The organism is Micromonospora sp. DT46 (assembly GCF_049841735.1).
Taxonomy (GTDB): Bacteria; Actinomycetota; Actinomycetes; order Mycobacteriales; family Micromonosporaceae; genus Micromonospora; species Micromonospora reichwaldensis.
Map to the genome: position 1 here is coordinate 400,123 of NZ_JBNCKW010000005.1, position 19,984 is coordinate 420,106.

Annotated in this window: 19 protein-coding genes; 7 read left to right on the forward strand and 12 right to left on the reverse strand. The window is 74.4% G+C overall.

Features of this window, described 5'->3' with window-relative positions:
- Positions 1-36: 36 nt before the first annotated feature.
- Positions 37-912, forward strand: coding sequence for a S66 peptidase family protein (locus ACLQ20_RS16095; protein WP_425856435.1), 876 nt, complete (start codon positions 37-39; stop codon positions 910-912).
- 199 nt (positions 913-1,111) lie between these two features.
- Here ACLQ20_RS16095 and ACLQ20_RS16100 read toward each other — a convergent pair whose 3' ends face one another.
- Positions 1,112-1,996, reverse strand: coding sequence for a virginiamycin B lyase family protein (locus ACLQ20_RS16100; protein ID WP_425856190.1), 885 nt, complete (start codon positions 1,994-1,996; stop codon positions 1,112-1,114).
- 210 nt (positions 1,997-2,206) lie between these two features.
- On the opposite strand from ACLQ20_RS16100, the gene ACLQ20_RS16105 reads away from it, so the two are divergent.
- Positions 2,207-2,692: a hypothetical protein gene (locus ACLQ20_RS16105; RefSeq protein ID WP_425856192.1), complete on the forward strand. Its 486-nt coding sequence runs from the start codon at positions 2,207-2,209 to the stop codon at positions 2,690-2,692.
- Positions 2,693-2,750: 58 nt separating this feature from the next.
- On the opposite strand, the gene ACLQ20_RS16110 is transcribed toward ACLQ20_RS16105, so the two are convergent.
- The 5 genes from ACLQ20_RS16110 to glnA all read right to left on the reverse strand — a co-directional run bounded on the left by ACLQ20_RS16110 (position 2,751) and on the right by glnA (position 9,243).
- Positions 2,751-3,128 (reverse strand): VOC family protein, encoded by a 378-nt coding sequence (locus ACLQ20_RS16110; RefSeq protein ID WP_425856194.1) that lies wholly within the window; start codon positions 3,126-3,128, stop codon positions 2,751-2,753.
- A gap of 102 nt (positions 3,129-3,230) precedes the next feature.
- Positions 3,231-6,557, reverse strand: a complete 3,327-nt coding sequence (locus ACLQ20_RS16115) for an NACHT domain-containing protein (protein ID WP_425856196.1) — start codon at positions 6,555-6,557, stop codon at positions 3,231-3,233.
- Positions 6,558-6,628: 71 nt separating this feature from the next.
- Positions 6,629-7,324, reverse strand: a complete 696-nt coding sequence (locus ACLQ20_RS16120) for a helix-turn-helix transcriptional regulator (protein WP_151454026.1) — start codon at positions 7,322-7,324, stop codon at positions 6,629-6,631.
- Between the two features lie 35 nt (positions 7,325-7,359).
- Positions 7,360-7,785, reverse strand: coding sequence for a DUF350 domain-containing protein (locus ACLQ20_RS16125; RefSeq protein ID WP_151454027.1), 426 nt, complete (start codon positions 7,783-7,785; stop codon positions 7,360-7,362).
- Between the two features lie 108 nt (positions 7,786-7,893).
- Positions 7,894-9,243: a type I glutamate--ammonia ligase gene (gene glnA, locus ACLQ20_RS16130; protein WP_151454028.1), complete on the reverse strand. Its 1,350-nt coding sequence runs from the start codon at positions 9,241-9,243 to the stop codon at positions 7,894-7,896.
- A gap of 188 nt (positions 9,244-9,431) precedes the next feature.
- Between glnA and ACLQ20_RS16135 the strand changes: the two genes are divergently transcribed.
- The gene (locus ACLQ20_RS16135) at positions 9,432-11,192 is read left to right on the forward strand and encodes an NAD+ synthase (protein WP_425856199.1); all 1,761 of its coding nucleotides are present in this window, start codon (positions 9,432-9,434) and stop codon (positions 11,190-11,192) included.
- A gap of 135 nt (positions 11,193-11,327) precedes the next feature.
- Positions 11,328-12,173, forward strand: coding sequence for a 3-methyl-2-oxobutanoate hydroxymethyltransferase (gene panB, locus ACLQ20_RS16140; RefSeq protein ID WP_151454030.1), 846 nt, complete (start codon positions 11,328-11,330; stop codon positions 12,171-12,173).
- Positions 12,174-12,843: 670 nt separating this feature from the next.
- On the opposite strand, the gene npdG is transcribed toward panB, so the two are convergent.
- The 4 genes from npdG to ACLQ20_RS16160 all read right to left on the reverse strand — a co-directional run bounded on the left by npdG (position 12,844) and on the right by ACLQ20_RS16160 (position 16,540).
- Positions 12,844-13,542: an NADPH-dependent F420 reductase gene (gene npdG, locus ACLQ20_RS16145; RefSeq protein ID WP_425856201.1), complete on the reverse strand. Its 699-nt coding sequence runs from the start codon at positions 13,540-13,542 to the stop codon at positions 12,844-12,846.
- A 246-nt stretch (positions 13,543-13,788) separates the two neighbouring features.
- Positions 13,789-15,222 (reverse strand): RNB domain-containing ribonuclease, encoded by a 1,434-nt coding sequence (locus ACLQ20_RS16150; RefSeq protein ID WP_151454032.1) that lies wholly within the window; start codon positions 15,220-15,222, stop codon positions 13,789-13,791.
- 66 nt (positions 15,223-15,288) lie between these two features.
- Positions 15,289-16,260 (reverse strand): histone, encoded by a 972-nt coding sequence (locus tag ACLQ20_RS16155; protein ID WP_425856203.1) that lies wholly within the window; start codon positions 16,258-16,260, stop codon positions 15,289-15,291.
- 76 nt (positions 16,261-16,336) lie between these two features.
- A complete protein-coding gene (locus ACLQ20_RS16160; protein WP_151454033.1) occupies positions 16,337-16,540 on the reverse strand; it encodes a hypothetical protein in 204 nt (67 codons plus the stop codon).
- Positions 16,541-16,756: 216 nt separating this feature from the next.
- Here ACLQ20_RS16160 and ACLQ20_RS16165 point away from each other — a divergent pair, with 216 nt between their 5' ends.
- The 3 genes from ACLQ20_RS16165 to ACLQ20_RS16175 are packed head-to-tail and all read left to right on the forward strand — an operon-like array spanning position 16,757 to position 18,522.
- Entirely contained in the window at positions 16,757-17,176 is a 420-nt protein-coding gene (locus ACLQ20_RS16165) for a hypothetical protein (RefSeq protein WP_151454034.1), read from the forward strand.
- A 28-nt stretch (positions 17,177-17,204) separates the two neighbouring features.
- On the forward strand, positions 17,205-17,702 hold the full coding sequence (locus tag ACLQ20_RS16170; RefSeq protein ID WP_151454035.1) for an NUDIX hydrolase: 498 nt from the start codon (positions 17,205-17,207) through the stop codon (positions 17,700-17,702).
- Positions 17,695-18,522, forward strand: coding sequence for a nucleotidyltransferase domain-containing protein (locus ACLQ20_RS16175; protein ID WP_151454036.1), 828 nt, complete (start codon positions 17,695-17,697; stop codon positions 18,520-18,522). The genes ACLQ20_RS16170 and ACLQ20_RS16175 overlap by 8 nt, the downstream gene beginning before the upstream one ends.
- 70 nt (positions 18,523-18,592) lie before the next feature.
- On the opposite strand, the gene ACLQ20_RS16180 is transcribed toward ACLQ20_RS16175, so the two are convergent.
- Positions 18,593-19,567 (reverse strand): hypothetical protein, encoded by a 975-nt coding sequence (locus tag ACLQ20_RS16180; RefSeq protein ID WP_225852123.1) that lies wholly within the window; start codon positions 19,565-19,567, stop codon positions 18,593-18,595.
- Positions 19,561-19,893: a PadR family transcriptional regulator gene (locus ACLQ20_RS16185; RefSeq protein ID WP_151454037.1), complete on the reverse strand. Its 333-nt coding sequence runs from the start codon at positions 19,891-19,893 to the stop codon at positions 19,561-19,563. Before ACLQ20_RS16185 ends, ACLQ20_RS16180 begins: the two co-directional genes overlap by 7 nt.
- Positions 19,894-19,984 lie beyond the last annotated feature (91 nt).

Genomic DNA, 19,984 nt, shown 5'->3' on the forward strand with positions numbered 1-19,984 from the left:
GTACGACCGCCGGCGCTGCGCCCCGGCGACACGGTGATGCTGGTGTCGCCGTCCGGGCCGACCCGACCGGAACGGGTGGCCCGGGGTGTCGAGCTGCTCACCGGCTGGGGACTGCGGCCGGTGCTGGCGCCGAACGCGTACGCCCGGCAGGGCTACCTCGCCGGCACGGACGACCTGCGCGCCGCCGACCTGAACGCGGCGTTCGCCGATCCCGAGGTGCGCGGGGTGATCTGCACCCGGGGCGGCTACGGCGCGCAGCGGATCGTCGACGCGATCGACATGGCCGCCGTACGCCGCGACCCGAAGGTGGTCGCCGGCTTCTCCGACATCACGGCGTTGCAGTTCGCACTCTGGCGGGGTGCCCGGCTGGCCGGCGTGCACGGCCCGGGGGCGGCCTGGCTGGACGAGCGCACGCCGCTGCGCTCGGCCGAGTCGCTGCACGCCGCCCTGATGACCACCGAGCCGGTCGCGGTCAGCGCCGTCGCCGAGGAGGAAACCTTCGCGGTACGCGTGCCCGGCCGGGCCACCGGCCCGCTGCTGGGCGGCAACCTCTGCCTGGTCGTGGCGTCGCTGGGCACCCCGGACATGCCGGACCTGACCGGCGCGGTCCTGCTCGTCGAGGACGTCCAGGAGCCGCCCTACAAGGTGGACCGGATGCTCACCCAGCTCCGCCGCGCCGGGGTCCTGGACGGGCTGGCCGGGGTGGCGGTGGGCCAGTTCACCGACTGCGCGGACGGCTGGTCGGTCGGCGTCGCCGACGTGCTCTCCGAGCGCCTCGGCGACCTCGGGGTCCCGGTCCTCGGCGGCCTGCCGATCGGCCACGGCCCCGGCCAGCTCACCGTCCCCGTGGGCACCGAGGCCACCCTCGACACGGAAACCGGCACCCTGACGGTCACCCCCGCCGTCCGCTGACCCCACCCACCCCGCCCCACCCCACCCCGCGCCCCGCGCCAACCCCGCGCCCGGCCCGGCCCGCGCCGCGCCCGGCCCGCGCCGCGCCCGGCGCGTTGATCATGAAGTTAATTGCGGCAATACGGGCGTCTGGCGGCAATAACTTCATGATCAACGCGCCGAGGGCGAGGGGGGATGGGCGGGTGGGGGGGTGGGTGGGTCAGGGGGTCAGGTGGGCCAGGGCGCCCGTTTCCAGGGCGGCCCAGACCGTGGCGTCCGGGGCGACCGTGAGGCCGTGGGGTTCGGAGGCCGGGGTCGGCAGGTCGTAGGTGTCGATCGTGCCGTCCTGGGCGACGTGGCCGATGCGGTTGCCGCCCCACTCGGTGTACCAGCAGCCGCCGGCCGGGTCGGCGACGATCGCGTGCGGCCGGGCGGACCGGTCCGGCAGCGGGTACTCGGTGATCCGCCCGTCCGGGGTGATCCGACCGAGCTGACCGGCGCCGATCTCGACGAACCAGAGCGCCCCGTCGACGCCGGCGGTGATGCCGACCGGCGCGGCCCCCTCGGTCGGCAGCGCGTGCAGGGTCACGGCGCCGTCCATGCCGATCCGGCCCACCGCGTTCGCCTGGTTGAGCGTGAACCAGACGGCCTCGTCCGGCCCGGTGGCGACCATCGAGGCGAAGCCGCCGCTCACCGGCAGCGGGAACCGCGTCTGCTCCCCGTCGACGGTGACCCGACCGATCGCGTCGGCGTTCATGGCCGCGTACCAGAGGGCGCCGTCGGGACCGGCGGCGATGCCGCAGGGGCCGGTCCCGGCCGGAAGCGCGACGGCGCTCAGCTCGCCGTCGGTGGTGATCCGGCCGATACGGTCGTCGCCGGAGCGGGTGAACCAGAGGGCGCCGTCGGGGCCCGGGGTGATGATCAACGGTCGGCTGTCGGGCGACACCGACCAGGTGCGCAGCTCACCGCCCGCACCTATCCGGGCGATGCCGCCGGCATGGGCCAGCGTCAGCCAGAGCGCGCCGTCGGGGCCGACCGTGATGCCGTACGGGCCGCCGCCCGCCCCGGCCAGCGGGACTTCCCTGATCTTCGCGGACGTCGTCACGAGGGTCACCTTCCGTCACCTGCTCCGCCCCGGCGGGGCCCTGCCGACCGCACACCCTCGCCGCTAGCGCGCGTCGATGCAACCCGTTTGTCCGGTCGGGCGGCCCCCGGATTGCCAGCTCGCTGACAGGGTCGCCACGGCATCCCCTCAGCCCTACCGGTCACGGTCGGTGAGGTCATCGCACGACCCATCGACGAGTTGGAGGACGACATGTCCCGCACCACGAGGAAGAACCACCTGCTGGCCGGGCTGGCCGCGGCCGGCGTACTCGGCGTGGGCCTCGCCGCCCCGACGGTCGCGTTCGCCGCGGACGGCGACACCCCGGCGCCGGGCGCCAGCACCAGCGCCGCCGAGGGCGGCGACCGCCAGCAGCAGCGGGCCGACCGGCAGGAGGAGTTCGCCGGGAAGCTGGCCGCGGAGCTGGGCGTCGACACCGACAAGGTGACGGCCGCGCTGGAGAAGCTGCGCGAGGAGCACAAGCCCGCCGACCGGCCCGGGAAGGGCGACCGGCCCGAGAAGGGCGGTAAGGGCGACCCCGCCGACCGGCAGGCCGCGATGAAGGAGCGCCTGGCGCAGGCCGTCGAGGACGGCAAGCTCACCCAGGAGCAGGCCGACGCCGTCACCGCCGCCGCCGAGGCCGGCGTCCTGCCCGGCCCTGGCGGTCGGGGCGGCCACGGCGGTCCGGCCGGCAAGTGACGTACGCCGTCCGCCCCGGCGACCCGGCCGGGGCGGGCGGCGACCCGGCCGGTCTTGCTCAGGCCCCCGGTGGCGGGGCGTAGACGCCGAAGTGGTTGCCGACCGGGTCGGCCAGGTGGGCGAAGGTGAGCCCGTTGTCGTTGGACCTCGGCGGCACCAGCACCTTGCCGCCCGCCGCCTCCGACCGCCGGGCGGCGTCGGCCACGTCGGCCACCTGGACGTAGAAGATGGCGTAGTTCGGGCTCGCCCCGCCGGTGTCCCGGATCGCGCCCTGGATGGAACCCGCTGGCCCCGCCTCCGTCACCCGGTACGACGCCTCCGGCGTCCCCTGCTCGCCGAACGCCCAGCCGAACAGGTCGGTGTAGAAGCGCCCGGTCTCCTCCGGCCGGTCCGTGCCGACCTCGAACCAGTTGACCCCGCTGGTGATCGTGGACATGTGTCGCCTCCCGTTCGCGCGCCGGCCGTTCGGCCGGCGCCGTCAGGAGTCAGCCTCCGCCCCGTCCGCGACACCGTCCTGTCGGTGTTTGCGACCAGACCGCTACTCGGACGGGTCGGTGAGCGGAATCAACCGGTCGACCAGGTCGGGGCGGCGCGATCCGTGGCGGGCGCGGAAACTCGCCGCTTCGGCCACCGATACCGGGTACCGCCGCACGCCCGCCTCGTACGTGCGGACGACCAACTCCGCGGTGTCGGTGTCGAGCCAGTCGAGCGGACTGCCGCCAGCGGCGGCGTACCACTGTGCGCCGGCGATCAGGCGGTCGGCCTGCTCAGCCAGCCTGACGTCGGTCTCCCGGTCGCGGCCGAGGAAGGCAAGAACGCAGCGGGCGGCCGACGCCAGCAGGGAGCCGACGAGCGTCACGTCCTGTTGGAGAAGACACAGCACATCGGCGACGAACGCGGCGGACAACCCGTGATCGGTCGAGATCCGATCCAGCACGAACTCCGCCACCGGCAGCTGCGGTGTCTCGTCCGGCTCCTCCACGATGGCCAGCAGGCGTTGGTAGGCCCGCTCCCGCTCCCGAGCCCCCGCGCCGAGGATCGGGAGAAGCGACACGTCGAGCAGGAGCCGGGCTTCCGACCGGTCGCCGTCCCTGAAGGTCCAGAAGCCGTCGAGCGCGTCGAGCGGATGCCCCAGCGGTCCCAGCGCGTGCAGCGCCGTGTCGAGATTCGGATCGCACTCGAAGTGCGCGGTCCGAGCGAACAGGGCGAAGTCTGTCCCGGTCATCAGGTAGTAACTCGCCGCGTCCTCCACGGGGCTGTCGTCCCTGGAGCCGCTGATGAACCACCTGGGGTCGCCCGCCGGTGGCGGCGACTTGTCCTGACCTTCCTCGATGGAGAGGAGCAGATCCCGTCGCGTTCCCGACCACGCCCGCTCGACCCGCACCGCGCCCAACAGGCCGGCGTACTCGCTGTCGCTGAGCTGGGAACGCCAGAAGAGAGCCAGTCGGTTCCACCCGGACACGACGTCGCCGCTGTCCAAGGGGAGTTCGCTTCCCCGCAGTTGCCCGCTCGCGGCGAGCAGCAGCACGAGCAGGTTCACGCCGTACACGGCGTGGCGCTTCGGAACCGACAACTGCCGAGGCTCATACGACTCGAAGTGGCGCGCCGGTCGCCGGCCGGTCGCCGCCCGGAACAGGCGCAGCAGCATGTCGACCACGGCGTCCCGCCGGCTTCCGCCCCACGACGTCAGGATCTCGGTGAGGAAGGTGACGATCGGGGTGCGTCCGGTCAGTGTCGCGAAGGACAGCAGGGCGTGGAGCGGATCGTCGTCCGTCGGCGTGGCCCCCAGCAGGGCGCTCGCCTCCCGGGCCACCAGGTCGTCCAGCACCAGCGCGGTCGTCCGGGCGATCAGGAACTCACCGAAGGTGGCGTGCAGGAACTCGTAGGTGCTGGCCCGGGTCTGGTCCCGCATCGCCTGTGAGCGGTGCACGAAGAAGAAGCGGCCCAGGACGATCTCGGCAGGTCGCAGCGGGGTACGCAGGTGTCCGTCGGTCGTGACAGCCGCCGGACGGCTGCCCAGGAACGGCAGCGCGGCGAGATCCGACTCGAAGTCGTTCTCGGTGACCCACTGGACGCCCCGGTTGAACATGCCGAACGCCACGATCGACAACCTGCGCAGCTCGTCCTCCGTCGCCCGGTCCAGGTCCCGCTCGGACAGGCCCGGCCGGTGCTTCATGACCTCGCGGCGGGCGAAGCTGCGCAACAGGCGTTCGTAGAGCTCGCCCCGGCGCAGCTCGCCGGCCGATCGCAGGTCGTTGCCCTCGGCGTCGTAGAGCGCCAGCATCAGCAGCAACAGCGGCTGTTCGGCCAGCTCACGGTGGGCCAGCACCGTCGCCGGCTCCAGCGGCTGCACGCCGAGCGCGCGGAACGCCCCGTCGTTGACCCGGTTCCAGGTGGCGGTCCAGGCCCGTACCCGCTCGCCGTCGAACGGTTCCAGCCGTACCGCCACCGTGCCGGGCGGCGGCTGCGCCCGGTCGGCGACGCTGGTGCGGCTGGTCACCAGCACCGCCACCGGACGCCCCTGGTCGGCCTCGCGCCGTTGGAACGCCGCCACCCGGCGCAGGTAGTCGGTCTGGCTGACTCCGGTGGCCTGGAGCAGTTCGTCGAAGCCGTCGAGCAGCACGACCGGCAGGGCGTCGCCGGCCGACCTGGACAGGCCGGGCCAGTCCACCCTCTCTCCGGTGTCGTTACGGACCGCCTGCTCGATCTGGTCCTGGAGCTCCCCGGCGGCGTGGACGTCGCGCAGCACCACCCGCACCACCATGAAGTCGGCAGGCGGCAGCTGCGCGGCGAGGACCCGGGTCAGCACGGACTTGCCGGAGCCCGGCTGGCCGAGCACCAGCAGCGGGGCCCGGGTGGCGTTCGGCGAGGTGAGGTGCACGACCAGGGACTGCCACAGGTCGTCACGCAACGGCCGCCCATCCCACCACGCCTCGTCGCTCGGTCGCGCGTGGGCGGGCAACTCCTCAATCCGGCACAGCGGCGGCACGTACGCCTCGCCGAGCGTCGGCACCGTCAGCCCGGTCGGCACCTCCCCGGACGAGATGATCGGCCGTCCCAACTCCGTGGTGTACGCCACGGCGAGCGCCGCCCGACGGCCGTCGGGTGGGCCTCCCGCGGAGAGGGCGACCAGGGCCTGCCGCATCTCGTCCAGCCCCACCGAGAGGGCACGCACCTGCGTCCGGGTCGCCTCGTGCTCGTGCAGGCCGATCCAGAACGACACCTCGACGTAGTCCACCGCGAGCTGGGTCAGCAGGTCGCGGTGCCGGTCGGCGGCGGTCATGGGCAGCCGGAGCAGCACCTTCTCCGTCGCCTGTCGCCGCCATTCGTCGACGGCCTCCCACACGGCCAGGCCGCGTAGGAGGTGTTGCAGCCGGCCGACGAGCCCGCCGTAGTAGGCGACCAGGGCATGGCGGAACGCGGGATAGGGCAGTTGCGGACCAGGCAGCGGCGCCGCGGTGGCGAAGAACGCGTCGGTGAGGGCCGCCTCGTGCACCGCTCCTGAGCCGGCCAACGACAACTGCTCGGCCTTGCTGATCCGGGCGCTCGCCACGTCGAAGGGCAGGTCGATCTCGCTCAGCACCTCGAAGAAGGCGGTCACCGCGATGACGGCGTGCGCCGCCTCCAGGCGCTGCGTGCGGTCGTACCGGGACAGCCCGGAGCGCTTCTCGGACATGCCGCGTACCAGCTCGTGGCCGAGCCGGACGAACTCCGCCTTCGCGTCGAAGATCCCCAGCAGCGCCGGCACCGGCACCGAGGCGGCCAGCAGGGCTCCTCCGGTCAGCTTGTCGAACCAGTCGACGACCCTGCTCTTCTCCCCGCCGAGCAGGCGAACGGCGTCGGCGTAGCTGAGCGCGTCGGGCACGTGGTGACCTCCTGCGGGGAACATGCGGAAGAGACAGCATGCCGTGCACGGGAGGGCCGCGCTGCCCCGTGTCAGACCAGGCTGAGCCGGCGGATCCGCTCCTGGGGGATGTCGATGTCGTCGGCGGACAGCTCGCGCTCCGGCACCCGCTCGGCGAGGGTCGTGACCGAGGTGATCCGGTCGACGCGGAAGGCGCGGATGCCGGCCCGCAGCCGGCACCAGCCCAGCAGGTACCAGTGGCGGGGGTTGCCGAGGTAGCCCAGCGGCTCCACGTCGCGCAGCGAGCCGGCACCGGAGCGGTCGGCGTAGCGCAGGCGCAGCACGCGTCGCGCGCGCACCGCGTCGGCGACGGCGGCCGGGACGGGCGTCACCGGGCCGTCGCCGATCAGGTGCACCCGGGCGGCGAGCCGGTGGGCCTCGGCGGCGTCGGCGGCCGGCATCACGGAGATCAGCTTGCGCAGGGCGGTGCCGGCCGCGGCGGCGAACGGCGTGCCGCGCATCCGGTGCAACGCCACCGCCATCGCGACCGCCTCGACGGGGGTGAGGTTGACCGGCGGCAGGGTGCGGGCCCGGTCGAGCGCGTAGCCGCCGGTGCGGCCCGGCTCGGCCCAGATCGGCACGCCCGACTCCTGGAGGGCACCGATGTCGCGCTCGATGGTGCGGGTGCTCACCTCGAAGCGGGCGGCGAGCCAGCGGGCGCTGCGCGGCCGTGGCGACACGGCGCGCAGCTCCTCGACCAGGGCGTAGAGACGGTCCGTCCGGTTCACCCCCGCAACCTACGACGGGGGTGTGACGGGACAGGTCAGGCGATGCAGGCGCAGACGATCAGCGCGGCGCCGAAGTGCGTGGCGGCGCTGACCCGCGCCGCCGGGTGCGGCTCGTCCGAGCAGATGATCTCGCCGAGCTTGCCGGGGGTGAGCAGGTCCAGCACGAAGAACGCCAGCGCCATGATGACCAGTCCGACCAGGCCGAAGACGAGAGTCGAAGCGAGCCCTCTGGCGAAGTCGCTGTAGCTGGTCAGGATCGCGGTGAACACGATCCCGGCGATGCCGAGCTGGTTGGCGGCGAGCAGCAGCGCGGCGTTGCCGTTGCGCCGTACCCAGATCAGCTCCCGCAGCCTGCCGGGGGTGAGCATGTCGACCAGCCCGAACCCGGCCGCCATCAGGGCCACCCCGACGACCCCGAACACGACGCTCTGCCAGGCTCCGCTGAGCAGATCTTCCAGCACCGACTGCCTCCCGAACTCTGCGCCCGGCGGGAATGCCGGCGCGGTGACCGAGACGATAGCGGCACCGCGCCAGCAGCGGGAGCCCCGCTCCGGCTCCGGGAGGCGGGCCTACAGCGACAGGTATCGCTGCCGCTCGTAGGGGGTGACCTCGCGGCGGTACTGCTCCCACTCGGCCCGCTTGTTGCGCAGGAAGAAGTCGAAGACGTGCTCGCCGAGCACCTCGGCGACCAGTTCGGAGCCGGCCATCACGTCGATCGCCTCGGACAGGTTCTCCGGCAGCGGCTCGTAGCCCATCGCCCGCCGCTCGGCGCTGGTCAACGACCACACGTCGTCCTCGGCGCCCGGCGGCAGCTCGTAGCCCTCCTCGATGCCCTTCATCCCGGCGCCGAGCAGCACCGCGAAGGCCAGGTAGGGGTTGGCCGCCGAGTCCGGCGAGCGGACCTCCACCCGGGCGGAGTTCGGCTTGCCGTAGGCGGGGACCCGGACCAGCGCGGACCGGTTCAGGTGACCCCAGCAGACGTACGCGGGGCTCTCGGTCACCCGGTCCGGCAATGCCTGCGGGAACAGCCGCTTGTAGGAGTTGACCCACTGGTTGGTGACGGCCGTGTACTCCCGGGCGTGCACCAGCAGCCCGGCGATGAACGCCCGGGCCACCTTGGACAGCTTCATCGGGTCGCCGGCGTCGTGGAACGCGTTGCGCTCCCCCTCGAACAGCGACAGGTGGGTGTGCATGCCGCTGCCCGGCTGGTCGGTGAACGGCTTCGGCATGAAGGTGGCCTGCACGCCGGTGGAGAGCGCCACCTCCTTGACCACGTGCCGGAAGGTCATGATGTTGTCGGCCGTGGTGAGCGCGTCGGCGTAGCGCAGGTCGATCTCCTGCTGGCCGGGGGCCACCTCGTGGTGGCTGAACTCCACGGAGATGCCGATCCGCTCCAGCGCCAGCACGCCCTGCCGGCGGAAGTCGCGGGCCACGGCGTGGGTGGTGTGCTCGAAGTAGCCGCCGGTGTCGACCGGGATGGGCACCGAGCCGTCCAGCGGGCCGTTCTCCAGCAGGAAGAACTCGATCTCGGGGTGGGTGTAGAAGGTGAACCCCTTCTCGGCGGCCTTGGACAGCGCCCGGCGCAGCACGTGCCGCGGGTCGGCCCAGGACGGACCGCCGTCGGGCAGCAGGATGTCGCAGAACATCCGGGCGCTCTCGCCGCTGGCCCCACCCTCGAACGGGAAGACCTGGAAGGTCGTCGGGTCGGGCATGGCCACCATGTCGGACTCGAAGACCCGGGCGAAGCCCTCGATCGCCGAGCCGTCGAACCCGATGCCCTCCTCGAAGGCCGCCTCCAGCTCGGCGGGGGCCACCGACACGCTCTTGAGCGTGCCCAGCACGTCGGTGAACCACAGCCGGACGAACCGGATGTCCCGCTCTTCCAGCGTACGGAGGACGAACTCCTGCTGACGGTCCACTTCCACCCCTCGCGACACCGTTGCGCACCTGCGACCGGGGTCGACCCGGCCTGACCGACCAGTCTCCACCGGCCTCGTTACGCCGACGTTACGCGACCGGCCGGCGGGCGTCCTGCCCTGTCCCGCGGCTCCCGTGGTCTCGACCCGCCCCGCGTGTCGGGTCCGCACGGCTGGGGCAAGATGAGGACATGCCCACCCTGCGTCTCGCCCTGTGCCAGGTCAACCCGACCGTCGGCGACCTCGCCGGCAACTCCGGCCTGGTCCGTGACTGGACCCGCCGGGCCGCCGACACCGGCGCCCAGATCGTCGCGTTCCCGGAGATGATGCTGACCGGCTATCCGGTCGAGGACCTGGTCTTCCGCCGGTCCTTCGTCGCCGCGTCGAAGGCCGCGCTGGAACGCCTCGCCGCCGATCTCGACGCCGACGGGCTGGGCGCCCTGCCGGTGCTGGTCGGCTACCTGGACGCCGACGGCCCGCCGCAGGTGAGCGGCGACGCCGAGCCCGGTCGCGGCGCCCGCAACGCGGCGGCCCTGCTGCACCACGGTCGGATCGTGGCCACCTACTTCAAGCACCACCTGCCCAACTACGGCGTCTTCGACGAGGACCGCTACTTCGTCTCCGGCGACGCGCTGAGCGTCGTCCGCGTCGGCGGGGTGGACGTGGCGCTGACCATCTGCGAGGACCTGTGGCAGGCCGGCGGCCCGTTCGCCGTCGCCCGCCAGGCCGGGGTCGGCCTCGTCCTCTGCGTCAACGGCTCGCCGTACGAGCTGAACAAGGACGACGTCCGGCTGCCGCTGGTCCGCCGCCGGGCCGCCGAGGCCGGGGCGATGATCGCGTACGTCAACATGGTCGGCGGGCAGGACGAGCTGGTCTTCGAGGGCGACTCGATGATCGTGGGCGCCGACGGCACGCTGCTCGCCCGGGCCCCGCAGTTCGTCGAGCACCTGCTGGTGCACGACGTGGAGCTGCCCGCCGCCGGCGAGCCGGCCGCCCCGGAGCAGGAGCTGGCGGACGGGATGCGCGTGGTGCGGACGGAGGCCGGGGACATCCCGCCGGCGCCCACCGGCCCCGCCGCCACGGGCGGGATCATCGCACCGGTGGCTGACGAGGCCGAGGTGTGGCAGGCGCTCGTGCTGGGCCTGCGCGACTACGTCAACAAGAACCGGTTCCCCTCGGTGGTGCTGGGTCTCTCCGGCGGCATCGACTCGGCGGTGGTGGCCGCGCTCGCCGTCGACGCGCTCGGGCCCGACCGGGTGGTCGGCGTCTCGCTGCCCAGCCAGCACTCCTCCGAGCACAGCCGGGATGACGCGGCCGAGCTGGCGAAGCGGACCGGGCTGGACTACCGGGTCGAGCCGATCCAGCCGATGGTGGACACCTTCCTGGCGAACATGTCGCTCTCCGGGGTCTCCGTGGAGAACCTCCAGGCGCGCGTACGCGGGGTGATCCTGATGGCGCTGTCGAACCAGGAGGGGCACCTGGTGCTGACCACCGGCAACAAGAGCGAGCTGGCGGTCGGCTACTCCACCCTCTACGGCGACTCGGTCGGCGGCTTCAACCCGGTCAAGGACGTCTGGAAGACGCTGGTCTGGCGGCTGGCGAAGTGGCGTAACGCCGACGCCGCCCGCCGGGGCGAGACCCCGCCCATCCCGGAGAACTCCATCGGCAAGCCGCCGAGCGCCGAGCTGAGCCCGGGCCAGCTCGACAGCGACACGCTGCCCGACTACGACGTGCTGGACCCGATCCTGATCGGCTACGTCGACGGTGACCTGGGCCGCGACGGGCTGGTCGCGTCCGGCCACGACCCGGCCGTCGTCGACCGGGTGCTGCGGATGGTGGATACCGCCGAGTACAAGCGCCGCCAGTCCGCGCCGGGCGCGAAGATCTCGATGAAGGCCTTCGGGCGGGACCGGCGGCTGCCGATCACGAACCGGTGGCGCGAGGACGGCTGAGCCATGTCGCTCCCGGGCCGGCGGCGGCCCGGGAGTGACATCCTCCACTGCGCTCTGCCGCCGGCCGGTCGTCGGGTGCGACGATCGCGGCGGAACCCGGGGACCGCGCACGCGGCCTCGAGGAAGGAGAGAGCCATGGTGGAGTCCACCCCGTCCGAGGTGACCGCCCTCTACGGCGGCCCGGCCACCCGGCGGGTACGCACCCGCGACCTGATCGCCGCCAAGGAGCGCGGCGAACGGTGGCCGATGCTCACCTCGTACGACCAGTACACCGCCTCGATCTTCGACCAGGCCGGCATCCCGGTGCTGCTGGTCGGCGACTCGGCGGCCAACAACGTCTTCGGCTACGAGACCACGGTCCCCGTAACCACCGAGGAGCTGCTCCCGCTGGTCCGTGCGGTCGTCCGGGCGACCCGGCATGCGCTGGTCGTCGGCGACCTGCCGTTCGGCTCCTACGAGGAGGGCCCCACGCAGGCCCTGCGCACCGCCGTGCGGTTCATGAAGGAGGGCGGCTGCCACGCCGTGAAGCTGGAGGGCGGCCGGCGCTGCGCGGCGCAGATCGCCGCCATCACCGGCGCCGGTATCCCGGTGATGGCGCACATCGGCTTCACCCCGCAGAGCGAGCACGCCATCGGCGGCTACCGGGTGCAGGGGCGCGGCGACACGGCCGACGACGTGATCGCCGACGCCCGGGCGGTGGCCGAGGCGGGCGCGTTCGCCGTGGTGCTGGAGATGGTGCCGGGGCAGGTGGCCAAGCGGATCACGGCGGAGCTGCCGATCCCGACCGTGGGCATCGGCGCCGGCGCGGACACCGACGCCCAGGTGCTGGTCTGGCAGGACATGGCCGGCCTACGTACCGGCAGAGCGCCGCGCTTCGTGAAGCGCTACGCCGACCTGGCGGGCGCCCTGACCGACGCGACGCGGCGCTTCGCCGACGAGGTCCGCGGCGGCGACTTCCCCGCCGAGGAACACACCTTCTGAGCCGTCCTACGGGTGGTGCGACCCTGCGGGCCGCACCGCCCGCCGGGCCGGCCCACCACGCCCCGCTCATACAGCCCGGCCCACCAGCCCCGCTCGCGATCCCCGCTCAGCGGCCTCGCCCGCAGGTCCCGCCCAGTGAACCCGCACGCAAGCCCCGCACAGCGGCCTCGCACGCAGGCCCCGCTCAGTAGGCCCGCTCAGTGGCTTCGCTCGCAGGCCCCGCCCAATGAGCCCGCACGCAAGCCCCGCACGCAGGCCCGCTCAGTGGCTTCGCTCGCGGGCCCCGCCCAATGAGCCCGCACGCAAGCCCCGCACAGCGGCCTCGCTCGCAGGCCCCGCCCAGTGAACCCGCACGCAAGCCCCGCACAGCGGCCTCGCTCGCAGGCCCCGCCCAGTGAACCCGCACGCAAGCCCCGCACACGGCCTCGAGCAGAGATCTTGGTAGGAAACGGCCCCCCGAGGGGCCGTTCCGTACCAAGATCTCGGGGCGGGGCGGGGCGGGGCGGGGCGGGGCGGGGCTAGACCGGGTCGAGCACGCCAAGCAGGGTGCAGCACGCCCAGCAGGATCGAGCCGGGCAGGGCCAGACCAGACCAGGCCGGGCCAGGCCGAGCAGGGCAGGGCAGGGCAGGGCCGAGCAGGGCAGGGCAGGGCCGAGCGGGGCGGGTGTTGTCAGAGGTCGGTGACGCGGATGCCGGCGTGCGCCTTGTAGCGCTTGTTGATGGCGATCAGGTTGGCGGTGAACGCCTCGATCTGGTGGGCGTTGCGCAGCCGGCCGGCGTAGATGCCGCGCATGCCGGGGATCCGGGCGGCCAGCGCGGCGACGACGCCGACCAGCTCGCGGTCCTCGGTGCAGATCAGCACGTCGAGGTCGATCCGCTCGATCTCCGGGTCGGCGAGCAGCGGGGCGCTGACGTGGTTGAACGCGGCGCAGACCCGGGAGTCGGGCAGCAGTGCGGCGGCCTGCTGCACGGCGCTGCCCTCGACGACCGTGAGCGCGTACGGGCCCTGCTTGTCGAAGCCGAGCGGGTTCACGCAGTCGACGACGATCTTGCCGGCGAGCGGCTCGGCGAGCGCGGCGACGGTGGCGGCGTGCCCGTCCCACGGCACCGCGATGATGACCACGTCGCTGCGCCGGGCCACCTCCTCGTTGCCGCCGCCGGCCACCGGTGCCCCGGTGGGCACGCCGGGCAGGGCCGCGATCTCCTCGGCGGACTGGACGGCCCGCTCGGTGGTACGGGACCCGATCAGCACGGGCTGGCCGGCCCGGGCGAACCGGTAGGCGAGCCCCCTCCCCTGGTCGCCCGTGCCGCCGATGATGCCGACGGTCAGCCCGGACACGTCGGGCAGCGTGCTCGCGTCGTAAGCCATGCCGCCATCCTCGCAAACCCGCAGGCCGGCGGCACCGGCGGGCGCTGTGACAATCCCCGCTGCCGCCGACGGTGCCGAGGCATCCGCCGGCGGGACCGGACCGGCCCGGCGGTCACCGCGCAGGGCGACCGAGCCAGCGGGATCAAGACAACCCGGCGGCCACCGCGCGGACCGACCGGGCAGAGCGGGCAGGCGGGACCGGGCCCGCCCGGCAGCCATCGCGCAGAGGTGGGCGGGCCTGCGGGATCAGGCCAGTTCGAAGGCCACCGTGCGGGTGGCGGGGTCGGCGGTGACCAGGCGGACCCGCACCCGCTCGCCGAGCGGCAGCTCGCCGAGGCAGCGGGCGCGCACCGGCGGTTCGTCCAGCGCCACGGTGCCGCCGGGCCGACGGCCCGGGCGGGCCTTGCCGTCCGGGGCCGCGTCGACGTCCAGCACCGCCGCGTCGAAGGTCTCCCCCACCCGGTGCTCCAGCAGCACCGCCTCGGCCAGCTCGATCGCGCCCCGGGTGGCCGCCGAAGCGGTCCGGTCGGTCGTGGCCATCACCTCGGGCAGCCGGGGCAGCGCCGCGCGGGCCCAGTCGGGCACCGCCCGGCCCTCGTGCAGGGCCAGGCAGACCTCCGTGGCGTACCTGTCGGCCAGTCGCCGCAGCGGCGCCGTGACGTGGGCGTACGCGGCCGCGACCCCGCCGTGCTCCCGCTGCTCGGGCGGCGCGCCGTCGAAGGCCGTGTACGCGGCGCCCCGCATCAGCTCGGCGGCCTGGTCCACGAAGGCGGCGGCCCGGGGCTGCGACGGGTCCAGCCCGGCGATCACCTCGCCGGGGCCGGCGCCGTCCGGCCAGTGCACGCCCAGCGGGGCGGCGGCGGCCCGCAGCCGCGCCACCGCCTCGGGCTTCGGCGCCGGCATCGTACGCAGCAGGCCGATGCCGCCGGCGAGCATGATGTCGGCGGCGGCCATCCCGGTCAGCAGCGAGATCTGGGCGTTGTGCTCCTCCATCGGCACCGGCCCGCGCAGCACCAGCCGCCAGCCGTCGCCGTCTGCCTCCACGTCCTGCTCGGGCAGCGGCAGGTTGATCGCTCCCCGGCGCAGCCCGCGCGCGGTGAGCAGGGCCCCGATCTCGGGCAGCAGGGCGATGGGATCGGGTAGCCGGCCGGCGTCGGCGTCCGCCTGGACGCCGACGTAGTCCAGCTTGGCCCGGCTGCGCACCAGCGCGCGTTCGAGCGTGACCCCGACGGTGCCACCGTCCGCGTCCAGGTCGATTGTCCACAGCACGGCGGCCCGGTCGACGTCCGGCAGGAGGCTGGCCGCGCCCTCGCTGAGGGTCTCGGGGTGCAACGGCACGGTGCCGTCGGGCAGGTAGACGGTCTGCCCGCGCCGCCAGGTCTCCTCCTCCAGCGCGCCGCCGGGGCGGACGTGCGCGGCGACGTCGGCGATCGCGTACGACACCCGGTAGCCGCCACCGGGGCGGCGGGCGAGGTGCATCGCCTGGTCCAGGTCGCGCGAACCGGCGGGGTCCACGGTGACGAACGGGACGTCGGTGCGGTCGGCGGCGGGCCGGGGCGGCGCGGCCGCCGCAGCGTCGGCCTCGCGTTGCGCCTCGGCCGGGAACCCCTCGGGCAGCCCCAGTTCGCGGCGCAGCGCGCCGAAGTCGATGCGGGGTGCGAGTACGCGTCGGATCACCACGGGGTCAATCCTGACAGTGTGGCGGATGATCCGCTTCCCGGCGAGTGCCGGTCATCCGCGTCGCGGTCAGCCGGTCGCCCGGCGCGCGCTCGCCCGTACGCCCCGGGGGGCGGTGGCCCGGGCCGCCGTCGTCGGGGCGAGTGCCTTGCGGGCGGTGACCTTCTTGGCCGGCGCCTGGGCGACGGTCGTCTTCTTCGCCGGCACCTCGGCGACGGTCGTCTTCTTCGCCGGCGCCTCGGCGACGGTCGTCTTCGCCGGGGCCTTCTTCGCCGCCGCCTTGCGGGTGGTGGCCGAGGAGGTCGTGGTGGCCTTGCTGGCGGGGGCCTTCGTCGCGGCGGCCTTGCGGGCGCCGCCGGTGGGCCGGGTCGCGGCCGTCTTCCTGGCTGCCATCGTCTTCTTGGCTGGCGTCGTCTTCTTGGCGGTGGCCTTCTTCGCCGGGGCCTTCGCCGCCGTGGTGGTGCTCTTCCTCGCCGCCGTGGTGGTCTTCTTCGCCGCCGAGGTGACCTTGCGGGCGGGGGCGGTGCCGCCGGCGGTGGCCTTCTTCGCCGGCGCGGTGGCCTTCTTCGCCGTGGTGGCCTTCTTCGCCGTGGTGGCCTTCTTCGCCGTGGTGGCTGCCTTCGTCGCCGCCTGCCGGGCTGGCGTCTTCGCCGAGGTCGTCTTCTTCGCCGCCGTGCTCTTGGCCGCCGCCGTCGTCCGCTTCGCCGCGGCGGGCGCCTTCTTCGCGGCGGTGGCGGTCGTCTTCTTCGCCGCGGCCGTCGTCCGCTTCGCCGCGGTGGCGACCCTGGACGCCGCCTTCTTCGCGGGAGCCTTCTTCGCGGGGGCCTTCGCAGCGGAAGCCTTCGCGGTGGGGGCCTTCTTCGCCGGGGCCCGTCCCGCGCCGCCGGTCGCCTTGCTGGCCGGTGCCTTCTTCGCCGCCGTGGACGTGGCGGGCGGGCGCGTCGTCCGCGCCGTGCCCGCGGTCCGCTCCGCCGCGGCGGTCTTCCTGGCGGTCGTACGTCTGGCGGCCGGGCGGGTGGTGGCCTGCTGTGCTTCGGCCATCTCGGTTCCCTTCCTGGGGACGTGCTCTCGCCCTCGCGGAGCACCACGTGCCTCGGCGCGGGCCGTCCCGCGCCGCCTATCTGTTCTCCCCGGCCCAGCGGGCGTCCTCGGCCTCCCACGCGTCGTTGCGCTCCCGCACCGTCTGCAGGGCGTTCTCCGCGTCGGCGGCTGAGGCGTACGGCCCCAGAACGTGCCTGGCGGGGCACACGTCGGCGTCGGTCTCGACCCGGTGGTGCCGGGTGCACCAGTAGAAGTGCCCACCGCTTCCGCTGTCGCTCATGGGATCACTGTGCACCGCGAACCACCCGGCCGCCACCGGAACACCACAAGTCGCCGATGTTCTCCACAGTAGACGTGCCCCCGCCGGCAAGGGCTGGAACTGCGAAAACAGGGCCGCCCGGGGGTACGGCGCCCACCCCGTCGGCCCGCGACGGGGCAGCCGCGGGGCGGGCCCGTGGCGCACAATCGCCCCGTGCGACACGGGGGTGGGACATCGGTGTGGCCGCGGCGCGTACTGACGGTGGCGGCGCCGGCGATCGTGCTGACGGTGGCCGGGGCGGCCGCCGGGCTGCCGCTGCTGCGGGACCGGTCACAGCAGCGGCTGGAGCGACAGGCCGAGCGGGAGGTGACCGCCACCGCGCAGCTCGCCCGCGCGCGGTTGCTCGCCGAACCGGCGGCCGGGGAGTCGACGCTGCGGCGGGCCGCCGACGCGGTGGACGGGGTCGAGGTGCTGACCGTACGCAGCGACGGGCCCCGCGCGGAGGCGACCGTACGGCTGGTGTTCCGCGTCCGGGTCGCCAAGACGGCGGCCTCCGTCTTCGGCTGGCAGCGGGCCGACTCGGCGGCGTGCTTCGCGCTGGCCGTGCCCTCCGACGCCGGTCCCGTCGCCCTCGAACGGCTGCCGTGCCCCGACTGACGGACGGGGGGCGGGTTAGGGTCGCCGGATGGGCGTTCCGGACCACATCCTGCGGCTGCGCGAACGCGTCGGCCACGACCTGCTCCTGCTGCCGAGCGTGAGCGCGGTGGTACGCAACGACGCCGGCGAGCTGCTGCTCGGCAGGCGCGCCGACGACGGGCGCTGGTCGGTGGTCAGCGGCATCGTCGAGCCGGGCGAGCAGCCGGCCACGGCGGTGGTCCGCGAGGTGCGGGAGGAGACGGGCCTGGAGGTCGAGCCGGTCCGCCTGAGCAGCGTCGTGTCGCACCCGCACACCTACCCCAACGGCGACCGCTGCGAGTTCTTCAACCTCGGCTTCCACTGCCGGCTGGTCGCCGGCACGGCCCGGGTCAACGACGACGAGTCGGTGGCCGTGGAGTGGTTCCCGCCGGACCGGCTGCCCGCGCTCGACCGGCACGCCCGGCTGACCGTCGCGCACGCCCTCGGCACCGAGGCGGGCGCGTGGTTCCTGCCCGCCGGGACGGCCTGGACCGAGTCCGGTGACTGACCTCGACCCGCCCCTGCGCCGCTACCTCGCCGACCTGGTCGCCGCCGCCCGCGACGTGCTCGGCGACGACCTCGTCGGGGCGTACGCGGCCGGCTCGGTCGGGCTGGGCGCGTACCAGCCGGGGCGCAGCGACGTCGACGTCGCGCTGGTCTGCGCCGACGCCCTCGACCTCGGGCGCCGGCAGGAGCTGGTGGCGCGGCTGCGGCACGAGGCGCTGCCGTGCCCCGCGCGCGGGCTGGAGCTGGTCGCGTACCGCCGGGCGGTTGCCCGCTCCGGCACGCCGGAGCCCGGGTTCGAAGTCGAGCTGAACACCGGGGCGCGGATGCCGTTCCGGGCGACGTGGGCCGCCGCCGACCGCCCCGCCGAGGACGGCCTGTTCTGGTACGGCCTGGACCGCAGCATCCTGCACCAGTGCGGGCACGCCCTGCTCGGGCCGCCAGCCGCCGAGGCCTTCGCCGACCTCTCCCCCGCCGACCTGCGCCGCCTGCTGACCGACGCGCTGCGCTGGTGGCTGGCCCTGCCGACCCCGCCCGGCGACGGTCCCGCCCCGGGGGCCGAGGACGCGGTGCTCGGCGCCTGCCGCTCCCTGGTCAGGGTCCGCCACGGCGTCTGGCTGTCGAAGGTCGACGCCGGCCGCCGGCTGCTCGCCGACGACCGGCCGGCCAACGGCGACGCGGCCGTCGACCCGACCGACGGCGCGACCGCCGACCTGATCGAACGGTCGATCGCAGCGCGGGCCGGCGGGCCGCCACCGAGCGGTCCCGAGGCCCGTGCCTTCCAACGTCGCGTCCTGGACGAGGTCCGCGCGACGGCGGTGTGACCCGCGGCCCGGGCCGGGCCGGGGTTTGGCAGCGGCCGGCCGCGACCGGTCGCCCCTCCTCGCGGTCGGGTCAGGACGGACGGACGACCGGTTCGGGGACGGCGTGGTCGGCGGCCGGCCCCGGCCGGCTGCGGGCGGCGCGGATCGCCCAGGCCAGCGCGTAGGGAGTGCAGGCGAGGTAGAGCAGGGGCTCCAGGAGGACCGCGTCGGTGATCAGGAAGATCTCCTGTTCGGTCGGTCCGGGCAGGCCGAGCGCCGAGTCGGTGTAGCAGGCGAAGAGCCACAGCGGGGCGAAGGTGGGGTCCACGCCCTGCGGCACCCCGTCGACGACGGTCCCCGTGCCCGCCGGAACGTGGCTCAACACGGCGACGACCGTCGCCAGGTCGGCGACGACGATCGCGCCGAGCACGCCGACGCACCACGCGAGCCGAACCCGGCCGCGCCCGGCCAGCCTGGTCGTCACCCGTAGGACCAGGGCCAGGCCGGCGAGCCAGAGCACCAGCCCGGGCGCGACGCGGGCCAGCGCGTCGACGTCCCCGATCACGGCTCGCCCGGCCGCCGCGAGGGTCAGCGCGACGGGGACCACGATGCCGAAGGACACGCGCCAGCCTCCGGCGGACGCGCCGCCGCGAGCCAGCCGTTCCGCGCACACGGCCAGCCCCACCGCTCCGCAGAGGGTCAGTACGGTGGCGATCGACAGTTGCAGGTCGAACGCCCACCCGACCCGCCAGCTCAACCACTCGACCACGACGTTCATCGCGAACAGGCTGACGAGGACCACCCCGACACAAGCCGACGGGGCGAGCAGCAGCGGAAGGGCCGTCCGGAGCAGTCGGCGGGCGATCGGCGCGCGGTCGGGGGCATCGACGCCGGAGCGGCGTACGGCCAGGCTGGCGGCGAAGCGCAACATCCGCACCCGCTGTCCGCGCTCGGCGAGGACCTGTAGCTCGGCGGCCCACTCCCGGCCGAGGTCGGCGCGGAGGTCGATCGGCCAACGACGCCGCGCGACCGCGAGCAGCACCGCCGCCACGCGACGGCTCACCACGCCGGCGCCCCGGCGGGCTCGATGCCGCCCCCGGACGGGCGGGGGTCGGGGGCCAGGGCCCGCAGCTCGGCCAGCGCGCGCCGGGCGGCGGCCACCCCCTCCACCGTCAGCCGGTAGTAGCGTCGCGCCGGCCGGCCCACGCTGGACGGGTCGACCGCCTCCCACTCGGCGGTAAGCCACCCGGCCGACCGGAGCCGGTGCAGCACCGGGTAGAGGGTGCCGCTGGGCAGGCCCGTCATGGCGATCAGGTCCAGGCCGTAGCGCTCGACGTCCGGTTCGGCCAGCAGCGCGGCGAGCACCCGCGCGACCGGGATGGTGATGCGCACAGCCGGACTATATCGAAACTCTACATAGGGTCGGGGGCCCTGCCGGGGCCCGCCCCCGCCCCCCCAGAGGCCACCCCGGCCCCGCACAGCC